Source organism: Actinoplanes sp. NPDC024001 (assembly GCF_040638955.1).
In the GTDB taxonomy this organism is placed as follows: domain Bacteria; phylum Actinomycetota; class Actinomycetes; order Mycobacteriales; family Micromonosporaceae; genus Actinoplanes.
Map to the genome: position 1 here is coordinate 22,239 of NZ_JBEZZB010000124.1, position 10,355 is coordinate 32,593.

A 10,355-nucleotide genomic window follows, 5' to 3' on the forward strand; every position below is an offset into this window, starting at 1 on the left:
CCGGAACGGATGAGGTGGCCGCGATGGCGAGCGGTGACACTCGGCTCGGAGGTGGACCATGACCACAGCACCCGACCGGCACGCCCGTACCGTCCTGCCGATCCCGGACCGCCCGCCGGCCGGCCTCACCACGTACGACGCCAAGGACCCGGACACCGTGTACCCGCCGATCGCACCGCTGCGACCACCGGCCGGCGCACCCAACGTCCTGATCGTGCTGCTCGACGACGTCGGATTCGGCGCGTCCAGCGCGTTCGGCGGGCCGTGCCGCACCCCGACCGCGGAACGCCTCGCCGCGGCCGGGCTGTCGTACAACCGGTTCCACACCACCGCGCTGTGCGCGCCGACCCGCGCCGCGCTGCTGTCCGGCCGCAACCACCACTCGGTCGGCATGGGCAGCATCACCGAGACCGCCACGTCCGCGCCCGGCAACAACTCACTGCGCCCCAACACCAAGGCGCCGCTGGCGATGACCCTCAAACTCAACGGGTACTCCACCGCCCAGTTCGGCAAATGCCACGAGGTGCCGGTCTGGCAGTCCTCGCCGATGGGCCCGTTCGACGCGTGGCCGTCCGCCGGCGGCGGCTTCGAGAAGTTCTACGGCTTCATCGGCGGCGAGAACAACCAGTGGGATCCCGCCCTCTACGACGGCACCACCCCGGTCGAACCGCCGGGCACCCCCGAGGAGGGCTACCACCTGACCGAGGACCTGGCCGACCACGCCTGCAACTGGATGCGCCAGCAGAAGGCGCTGATGCCGGACAAGCCGTTCTTCGTCTACTTCGCGCCCGGCGCCACCCACGCCCCGCACCACGTGCCGCAGGAATGGGCGGACCGCTACCGCGGCCAGTTCGACGACGGCTGGGACGTGCAGCGCGACCGTACCTTCGCCCGGCAGAAAGAACTCGGCATCATCCCGGCCGACGCCCAGCTGACCGACCGGCACGCCGAGATCACCGCCTGGGACGACATGCCCGACGCGCTGAAACCGGTGCTGGCCCGGCAGATGGAGGTCTACGCCGGGTTCCTGGAACACACCGACCACCAGGTCGGCCGGCTCATCGACACCATCGAGGAGCTCGGCGCCCTCGACGACACGCTGATCTACTACATCGTCGGCGACAACGGCGCCTCCGCCGAGGGCACCATGAACGGCGCCTTCAACGAGATGGCCAACTTCAACGGCATGGCCGCCCTGGAGACCACCGAGTTCCTGCTCTCCAAGATGGCCGAGTTCGGGTCGCCCAGCTCCTACAACCACTACTCGGTCGGCTGGGCGTGGGCGATGTGCACCCCGTTCCAGTGGACCAAGCAGGTCGCCTCGCACTGGGGCGGCACCCGCAACGGCACGATCGTGCACTGGCCGGCCGGCATCACCGAGCGCGGCGCCCAGCGAACCCAGTTCACCCACGTCATCGACGTGGCGCCGACCATCCTGGAAGCGGCCGGCCTGCCCGAGCCGGTCTCGGTCAACGGCGTGCAGCAGGCGCCGATCGAGGGCACCAGCATGCTCTACACCTTCGCCGACGCGGCCGCCGCCGAACGCCACGACCTGCAGTACTTCGAGATGTTCGGCAACCGCGGCATCTACCACCAAGGCTGGAGCGCGGTCACCAAGCACCGCACACCGTGGAACCTGATGGGCCCGCCGCCGCCACCGTTCGACGACGACGTGTGGGAGCTGTACGACGGCAGCACCGACTACAGCCAGGCCGACAACCTGGCCGACAAGCTGCCCGACAAACTCGCCCACCTGCAACGGTTGTGGCTGCTCGAAGCCGCCAAGTACCACGTGCTGCCGCTCGACGACCGCACCGCGGAACGGGTCAGCCCGGAGCTCGCCGGCCGGCCCACCCTGATCCACGGCACCTCGCAGCTGCTCTACCCCGGGATGGGCCGGTTGTCGGAGAACAGCGTCGTCAACATCAAGAACAAGTCGTTCACCGTCACCGCCGACATCGAGGTGCCCGGCACCGGCGCCACCGGTGTGATCATCGCGCAGGGCGGCCGGTTCGGCGGCTGGACCGTCTTCGTCGGCGACAACCGGCTCCGGTTCGTCTACAACGTCCTCGGCATCCGGCACTTCGCCACCGTCGCCGACACCGACCTGCCCACCGGCCGCCACCAGGTCCGCATGCACTTCGCCTACGACGGCGGCGGCCTCGCCAAGGGCGGCACCGTCACCCTGTACCACGACGCCACCGCGGCCGGCACCGGCCGGGTCGAGGCCACCCAGCCGATGATCTTCTCCGCCGACGAGACCACCGACATCGGCTACGAGTCCGGGACCACGGTCTGCGACGAGTACACCACCGCTTCGAGCCGTTTCACCGGCCGCATCCACTGGGTCCGCATCGACCTCGGCGACGACCACCACCCGGTCGACCCTCAGGACCGGCTGCGCGTCACCATGGCCCGCCAGTGAGGACCCCGCGGGACGTACGCTAGCGGTCGTGATCAGCGGTGACGGACCGATACTGCATCTGGTGCCGTGTGCGGCCACGCCGCTGCGGCGGATCGGCGAGCTGATCGACCTGCTGCTCGCCGACCGGTGGCAGGTGCAGGTGGTGGCGACCCCGGCGGCGGCGACCTGGCCGTTCCTCCACGGGGTGCCCGAGCGGACCGGCCGGCCGGTGCTGCACCGGATGCCGCTGCCCGACGAACCGTGGCCGATCACGCCATCGGCCGCGGTGCTGGCGGCCCCGGCCACCTTCAACACGATCAACAAGGTGGCGTCCGGGGTGAACGACAACCTGGCCGTCGGGGTGCTCAACGAGTGCCTCGGCGCGGGCGTTCCGGTCGTCATGGCCGCTCACGTGAAGGCGGAACTGCGGGCGCATCCGGCGTTCGCGGCCAGCCGGCGGTTCCTCGCCCGGGCCGGGGTCACGGTCACCGACCTGGCCCATCCGCTCGACTGGACGGAGACGGTCGCCGCGGTCCGCGCCGCCCGATAGTCCCTACGACGACAGCGCCCCGCAGACCTGGAGTCTGCGGGGCGCTGTCGTTCAACCTGTCGGTCAGCGGTCCTTGGCCGGGCTGACGCCCTCGTCCTCGCCGGTCCCGGCCGTGCCCGGCGCCTGCGGGGCGACGTCGGCCGCATCCGCCTTTGCCGCGTCCGCCGGGGCGCCGACCTCGTTCGCGGTAGCCGGGGTGCCGGTGCTGACAGGCGCGCCAGTGTCGACCGTGGCGGCCGGGGCGCCGGTCGCGGGCTCGGCCGTCGCTGCCTTGGGCGCGGTGACGCTGGTCTCGGTCGCCGTGGCGGCCGGGGTGTTCGCCTGGGCAGCCGTGGCCGGTGTTGCGGCGGCCTCGGTCGTGCCGGCGGCCTTGGCCGTGGTCGGCTGGGTGACCTGCACGGTCTCGCCGTGGCTGTCGGACTTGTGGGCGTCCTTCTCGCCGTGCCCGCTCCGGCGGTGCAGCGTCACGCTCATGATGGCCACGATCACCGCGCCGACGATCAGGCCGACGATTGCGCTGGCCACCGTGTTCACCAGCCAGCCGACGACACCGCCGAGGGCGCCGGTGGCGTCGTGCGCGGCCTCCTCCATGTGGTGCACGAACTCGTACAGGAAGTGCACGCCGAGCTCGTCCATGCCGACCAGCAGGATGTGGCCACCGACCCACAGCATCGCCGCGGTGCCGATCACGCTGAGCGCGGTCAGGACCTTCGGCATCGCCTTCACCAGGCCACGGCCCAGCTTGGCCGCACTCTTGCCGGGACGCTCGGCCAGCCGCAGGCCGACGTCGTCCATCTTCACGATCAGGCCGACCGCGCCGTACACCAGCACCGTCATGATGACCGCGACGACGGAGAGGATCAGCAGGCGCGACACGAACGTCTCGCTCGCCACCTCGTTCAGCGAGATCACCATGATCTCCGCCGACAGGATCAGGTCGGTCCGGATGGCCCCGGCAATCAGCGTCTTCTCATCCGGCTGCTGCTCGGTGTCGGTGCCGTGCGTGTCGTGGTGAGCGATCCGCTCCCACACCTTCTCGGCGCCCTCGTAACACAGGTAGGCGCCACCGAGCATCAGCAGCGGCGTCAGCAGCACCGGCAGGAACTCGCTCAGCACCAGGATCACCGGCAGGATGATCAGGAACTTGTTGCGCAGCGATCCCAGAGCGATCCGCCGGACGATCGGGATCTCCCGCTCGGCCGCCAGACCCCGCACATATTGCGGGGTGACGGCAGCGTCGTCGATGACCACGCCGGCAGCCTTGGCACCGGCTTTCGCGGCAGCCACCCCGACGTCGTCCACAGACGCGGCTGCCGCACGCGCCAGCACCGCCACATCATCCAGCAGAGCTGCGAGTCCAGCGCTCAAGAGAGGTCCTTCCCAGTTGGCGAGCACATGTGCACGCTCATTCTCGTCTAAGCCGACTACCCTCGCATGACCCCCCTCATGCCTGTACGGCGATGCCCTGTGCCCAACGGCAGTCAGGTGCTTCAGCTCCTGCGACCGCTCACGAGCCAGCCCGGCGGCTGTCGTAGCGGCAATCGACCAGCAAGCAGAGCGCGGTGGCGGGTCTTTTGCTCTTGAGGTCGTGCCCGCCGCCCGAGCGACGCCCCGCTCGGATTACTGGATTGCTATTACCGGTAATCCGATAATCCGCCATCACGTTGAACGTTCAAGAGACGCCGTCCGGAGTGGCGTAAAATAATGACCGTTATCCTTCAGCTAGGATTTCGGGTGTGACGGACCAACCACCGAGCACCGCCGGCGCCGAGATCGTCGCCGGCGAGCCCATCGCCGTGCCCGCGATCGTTACGCCGGCCCCGACCCGGCTCGCGGAGCTGACCACCATGTGGCTGAGCCGGCAGCGGTCCGCGCACACCCGTACCGCGTACCGAAGGGATCTGTGGCAGTGGGGTGACTGGTGCGCGGCCACCGGCCGCAACCCGCTGACCGCCCGCGCCGCCGACCTCGACGCCTGGATCGTCGAGCAACGCGCCACCGGCGCGCGCGGCAAGCCCGCCGCCGAGTCGACGATCGCGCGCCGGCTGTCCTCCGTCGCGTCCTGGTATGACTACCTCGTCGTCAACACCGCCGCCGACGCGGAGCCGCTGATCGCCTACAACCCGGCGCAGGCCGCCGCCCGGCCGCGCATCGACCCCGACGACAGCAGCACCGTCGGCCTCGACCGTCCCGAGGCCGACCGCCTGCTCGCCGAGGCCCGCGCCGACGCGCAGGCCAGCTACGCGTTGATCCTGCTGCTGCTGGTCGCCGGCCTGCGCGTCGGCTCGGCGATCAGCGCCCGGGTCGAGGACCTCGGCACCGACCGCGGCCACCGGGTGCTCAATCTGACCGTCAAGGGCGGACGTCGCCGGCGGGTCCCGCTACCGCCGGTGCTGTCGCACGCCCTCGACCAGATGCTCGCCGAGCGGGGCGCCCCGGTCGAGGGGCCGCTGTTCTTGACGCCGTCCGGCCTGCCGATCTACGAGCTGTACGTGCACCGCCTGATCCGCCGCCTGGCCCGGCGCGCCGGGCTGGCCGCGGCGGGCGTGTTGAGCCCGCACTCGCTGCGGCACACCGCGATCACCGAGATCCTCGACGCCACCGGCGGCGACCTGCGCCGCGCCCAGGATTTCGCCGGCCACGCCGACCCGCGCACCACCCGCCGCTACGACCGGCGCCGCGACCAACTCGACAACCACGGCGCCTACCTGCTCGCCGGCCGCTTCGGCGACACCGCGCCCGACGACTGACGGTTCTGTCAGAACGATTCTCCTGAGATTTCACGGATGGACCCAAGTCATCGACCGGCGCCGCGGTGACGGGCCTGCTCGGCCTCAAGAGCTTCGAGGGCTTCAGCGCGGGCGTGCTGCCAGTGCGCATACCGTTGGGCGATTCGTGGGGCGCTCATCAACGGGTGCAGGTCATGACCACCGAACCGGCCACGTCCGCGGATCCGCTGCGACGCCTGCGCGATACAGCAGGCGATCGCGCGGCGCATCTGGATCAGCTCGACCTCAAGCTCGAACAGGGACAGCTCCTTCTCCCCGAAATAGAGGATCCCGCCGGGAGCGAAGAACACCCGAACCCCGACGGCTGCAGGATTGGTGGCGCCGGGCGGTGTCCGGAAGATGTTCTGGTCGGTGATGTACCAGTCGGCGAAGCATTCGGCACCTCCGGCGATCCTGCTGTCGAGGTGCTCGTCGTAGTGCTCGAATGCGTTGCGCACCTCGTCCACATCGAGGAGGTACGCATCGTCGGCGACGTCCAGCAGTTCACGCAGTCTTTCGCCGCGCCGCTTGGCGAACTTTTTGGTCTGATTGGCGCTCAGTCCAGGGTAGTCATCTTTGACGTTGCCCGGCTTGAGGAGTCGCGCGATGCAGATGGCGGCGAACAGGGCGTTCTGCAAGGCGCCCCACACCTTGACGTTGCGAACGTCTTTCGTCTCTTTGCCCCACATGACGGCCTGGTAGATGCTCCGCGTCGCCAGTTCGGCCTGCCGGTCGAGTTCTTCCAGGTAGAAGACGTCTGTCGCAGCTTGCCGCGCTTCGTCGGTGGCGAATCCAAGGGTGTACACGGGCAGTCGCTTCTGATCCGTCACGACGACATTATTCGAATTGGCGAAACCCTCGGCAATCGACATCACTCCGCAGCCGGACAACAGTTCGAGATCATGATCCCGAACGTCCCGGCGCAGCGGTGATCCATGATGTTCCGGCGGCAGCGCGTGGTGAACGGCCTGCAGCGGGACACGATCACCGCTGGAGCGGCATCCACCGATGAGACGGTCGAGTGTGCACCGTAGTTGATCATCTTCGCGCGTCGAGATGATCCACCAGACCGGAACGGGCGGGCAGGATGACCGCTTAGCCGTCCCGCTTCCAACGAGGAGTCACCCGGTCATGCCCCGCCTGCGTCCCGCCATCGGCCGGTTGCTGATCCCCGCAGTGGCAGCCACGATGCTGCTCATCACCGGCTGCTCGGGAAGCCCGAGTCCAGCGACCGAGCCGGCAGCGGCTGCCGCGGCGGCCTCCGCCAGCGCCGCGCCGTCCGGCACCGCGAGCACGCCGCCGTCGCCCACGCCATCCGCGGCGGTCTCGGCTTCACCGCCGCCGCCGAAGAACCGGATCGACCTGGTCTGCTCCCCGGACGAGGAGACGACCGCCACCACGGCGTTCACCGTGCCGGCCGGTGCGAAGGGCCGCTACGACTTCCGTGCCGTCTGGAAAGCCGCACAGTACGACTGCGCCGTCTCGGCCGTGAACGGCGTCCCGCAGGTCGCGGTGGCGCCGACGACCAGCCTGCAGAAGACGGCGATGAAAACTGCGGAGTACGACGACCCCGACATCTCGTCGCTGTTCGAACTCTGTGCTCAGGCCAGCCCCGATGACCTCTACCTCTCGGGCGCCTTCACCATGAGCGAAGCCCAGATCACCGAGCTGACCGGTGCGCTCACGTTGTGCCCGTCGCATCCCTTCGCCGGCAAGTGGCGCAAAGCCATGAAGAAGGGCGAGCGGGAGAACGGCGCAGGTGACAGTGACGACGCGGTCCAGGGCGTCCACCCCGGTGCGTTCTGCTCTCCCGTGGGAGCCCGCGGCTACACGTCGGCCGGCACGCTGATGAAGTGCAGCTACAAGGCGGGCGACAGCCGCGCCCGGTGGCGCCGCGCCTAGCCGGCCAAGCCGGCCACTCTGGCCATGTAACCCCCTTGGGGTTATGTTGGGGTCATGCCGAAAATCAACGTGTATCTGCCCGACGAACTTGCCGAAGCCGTCAAGGACACCGGCATCCCCGTCTCGGCGATCTGCCAGCGCGCCCTGGAGCAGGCCGTCCGGCGGGTCTCCGCGATGCGGGAGACCTCGCTGCGCACCCTCACCCGCGACGATCTGGCCGAGCGGTTCCCGCTGTTCACCGACCGCGCGCGGACGGTCGTCGCACTCGCGATCGAGCACGCCGGGTCCGCGGCGACCGTCGGCACCGGTGATCTGCTCGCCGGGATCCTCGACGAGGGGGACAACCTGGCGCTGCGGGTGCTGCAGGCGATCGAGATCGAGCCCGGCCAGGTCCGGCAGGCCCTGCTGAGGCAGGCCGGCGCCGAGCCGGGGCCGCCGGCCGGGGACGGCGCCGCCCATTTCAGCACCGCGGCCGCCGGCGCCCTGGAGCTGAGCGTGAACGAGGCGACCTCGCTGGGCCACAACTATCTCGGCTGCGAGCACCTGCTGCTCGGCCTGATCGGCGAACCCGACGGCACCGCCGGGCAGGTGCTGCGGGGTCTCGGCGCCGAGGCCCGCCTGACTCGCCGGGCGGTTTCCGCGGCGCTGGCCGGATATGTGCATCTGCGCGCGAACACCGCCGCCCAGCACCAGCAGCCGCCGGCGCAGGGTCTCGTCGCCGCTCTGCAGGAGCAGCTCAAGCCGCTGGTCGCCCGGATCGAGCGGCTCGAGCAGCGTTTCGAGCAGTGACCCGCCGGCCGCGTTGTTCCGGCTTCTGGTGATCGCGGCGCCCATCAGTTCCTGACCGGAAAGGATCCGCACGTGCTGCTGTTGTCCACCAACGATGTGCATTCCTACGGTGGCGGTGAGCTCACGCTGCCGCCGGGTGTGGACGCCACCGTCGAGCACGTGATGACCGAGCCGAGCTGGGACATGTCGGCGGCCACCATGCTGGCGCTGGCCCACCGGGTCCGCGACGCCGCCGAGTCCGGCGCTGTGGTCGTCGCGCACGGCGCCGACACGGTCGAGGAGACCGCCTTCCTGACCGATCTGGTCGCCGGCCCGACCGCCCGGGCCGGCATCGTGTTCACGACTGAGCTGTCGCGTGCGGCGTTCACCGCGGCCGCCGACCCCCGGTTGCGGCAGGTCGGCGCCGTCGTCTGTTGCGGCGCGCTGCTGCACGCGGCGCGCTGGGCCACCCACGCCGGCGGCTCGTTCACCTCCGCGCCGTTCGCGCCGGTGGCCCACGTGACCGGAAACGACCTGACCCTGGGTGCGGCGCCGCCGGCCCGGCCGCCGGCGCCGCGCGGACGGCCGGTGCCCGACGTGGCGCTGCTCAAGACCTATCCGGGCATGGACGCCACGCTGCTGATGGCCGCCGTCGACGCGGGCGCCGCGGGCATCGTGCTGGAGGGGACCGGCCCGGGCAACGTTCCGGCGAGCCTGTTCGCGGCCATCTCCGACCTCACCGAGTGGGGTGTGCCGGTGGTGATCGCCTCGCGCAGCCACGTCGGCCCCTCACCCGTACCGAATCCTGATCATGCCCATGGCCTGGCTTTCGCGATGGGCGCGGTCAGCGCCCGCGGTCTGAGCGCGCCGAAGGCGCGGGCCGCGCTCATGGTGGCCCTCGGCGCCGGCAGCGCGGCTCGCGCCTGGTTTGCCCAGCTGTGAGCCGGCCGGGCACGCCGCAAGAGGCCGGCCGGGGTACGCCGGGCGAAAGGCCGGCCGGGGTACGCCGGGCGAAAGGTACAGGTGGGCGTCGGTGTGCCGCCATCCGCTCGACTGGACGGAGACGGTCGCCGCGGTCCGCGAAAAGCCGGCCAGGGTGCGCCAGGCGAAAAGCCGGCCGGGGCCCGCCGAAGGCAACGGCCGGCGTGAATCCCGCTCGCACCGGCGGGCGGCCGATGCCATGCTGCACGCCATGACCGGATCCGACCCCAAAGCCGACCTGCACCACTACCTGCGCTCCGCCCGCGAGGCGCTGTTGTGGAAGCTCGACGGCCTCACCGAGTACGATCTGCGCCGCCCGCTGACCCCGACCGGCACGAACCTGCTGGGCCTGGTGAAACACGTCGCCCTGGTAGAGGCCGGCTATCTCGGGGAGACCTTCGGCCGCCCGCTCGCCGACCCGCTGCCGGGCCTGGAGGACGACGCCGAGCCGAACGCCGACCTGTGGGCCACCGCCGAGGAGTCCCGCGAGCAGATCGTCGACTTCTACCGCCGGGTGTGGCGGCACGACGACACCACGATCGAGACGCTGACCCTGGACGCGACCGGCCAGGTGCCGTGGTGGCCGCAGCAGAGCCGGACGGTGACGTTGCACCGCGTCCTGGTGCATGTGATCGCCGAGACGAACCGGCACGCCGGGCACGCGGACATCGTCCGGGAGCTGATCGACGGGGCGGCCGGGTTGCGGGCCGACAACGACAACCTGGCCCCCGGCGATCAGGCCTGGTGGCGTGATTACCGGGACCGGTTGCAGCGGACCGCCGAGGCGGTGCGCGACCGGATGTGACACTGGGCGCATGCCGCCTCCGAGTCACCGCCAGCTGGCCGCCGACATGCTCGCCAGCGTGGACAGCAAACTGCCCGGCACCCCGTCGGTGATCGCGGCCGCGCACGCGCACGCGGTGCTCGCGCTCGCCGACGAGGTGGCCGAGCTGCGCCGGGCCCTGCAGCAGGGCGGCGCCGC

9 protein-coding genes are annotated in these 10,355 nt (G+C 70.5%); 7 read left to right on the forward strand and 2 right to left on the reverse strand.

Features of this window, described 5'->3' with window-relative positions; all coding sequences use genetic code 11:
- Positions 1 to 58: 58 nt before the first annotated feature.
- Together AB0F81_RS36095 and AB0F81_RS36100 are read left to right on the forward strand one after the other, a co-directional pair.
- On the forward strand, positions 59 to 2,425 hold the full coding sequence (locus AB0F81_RS36095) for an arylsulfatase (RefSeq protein ID WP_360204737.1): 2,367 nt from the start codon (positions 59 to 61) through the stop codon (positions 2,423 to 2,425).
- 28 nt (positions 2,426 to 2,453) lie between these two features.
- Positions 2,454 to 2,954, forward strand: a complete 501-nt coding sequence (locus tag AB0F81_RS36100; protein ID WP_360204739.1) for a flavoprotein — start codon at positions 2,454 to 2,456, stop codon at positions 2,952 to 2,954.
- A gap of 63 nt (positions 2,955 to 3,017) precedes the next feature.
- Here the strand turns inward: AB0F81_RS36100 and AB0F81_RS36105 are convergent, their stop codons facing one another.
- Complete coding sequence (locus AB0F81_RS36105; protein WP_360204742.1) at positions 3,018 to 4,322, reverse strand: DUF808 domain-containing protein; 1,305 nt, start codon at positions 4,320 to 4,322, stop codon at positions 3,018 to 3,020.
- Between the two features lie 368 nt (positions 4,323 to 4,690).
- Between AB0F81_RS36105 and AB0F81_RS36110 the strand changes: the two genes are divergently transcribed.
- Positions 4,691 to 5,704 carry a tyrosine-type recombinase/integrase gene (locus tag AB0F81_RS36110; RefSeq protein ID WP_360204744.1) on the forward strand — a complete coding sequence of 338 codons (1,014 nt, stop codon included), beginning with the start codon at positions 4,691 to 4,693 and terminating at the stop codon, positions 5,702 to 5,704.
- 47 nt (positions 5,705 to 5,751) lie between these two features.
- Here AB0F81_RS36110 and AB0F81_RS36115 read toward each other — a convergent pair whose 3' ends face one another.
- Positions 5,752 to 6,594: a hypothetical protein gene (locus AB0F81_RS36115; protein WP_360204747.1), complete on the reverse strand. Its 843-nt coding sequence runs from the start codon at positions 6,592 to 6,594 to the stop codon at positions 5,752 to 5,754.
- Between the two features lie 259 nt (positions 6,595 to 6,853).
- Between AB0F81_RS36115 and AB0F81_RS36120 the strand changes: the two genes are divergently transcribed.
- The 4 genes from AB0F81_RS36120 to AB0F81_RS36135 all read left to right on the forward strand — a co-directional run bounded on the left by AB0F81_RS36120 (position 6,854) and on the right by AB0F81_RS36135 (position 10,178).
- Entirely contained in the window at positions 6,854 to 7,624 is a 771-nt protein-coding gene (locus tag AB0F81_RS36120; RefSeq protein WP_360204749.1) for a hypothetical protein, read from the forward strand.
- Between the two features lie 54 nt (positions 7,625 to 7,678).
- A complete protein-coding gene (locus tag AB0F81_RS36125) occupies positions 7,679 to 8,413 on the forward strand; it encodes a Clp protease N-terminal domain-containing protein (RefSeq protein WP_360204751.1) in 735 nt (244 codons plus the stop codon).
- A 72-nt stretch (positions 8,414 to 8,485) separates the two neighbouring features.
- A complete protein-coding gene (locus tag AB0F81_RS36130; protein ID WP_360204754.1) occupies positions 8,486 to 9,334 on the forward strand; it encodes an asparaginase domain-containing protein in 849 nt (282 codons plus the stop codon).
- A gap of 250 nt (positions 9,335 to 9,584) precedes the next feature.
- Complete coding sequence (locus tag AB0F81_RS36135; protein WP_360204756.1) at positions 9,585 to 10,178, forward strand: DinB family protein; 594 nt, start codon at positions 9,585 to 9,587, stop codon at positions 10,176 to 10,178.
- Positions 10,179 to 10,355: the final 177 nt, after the last annotated feature.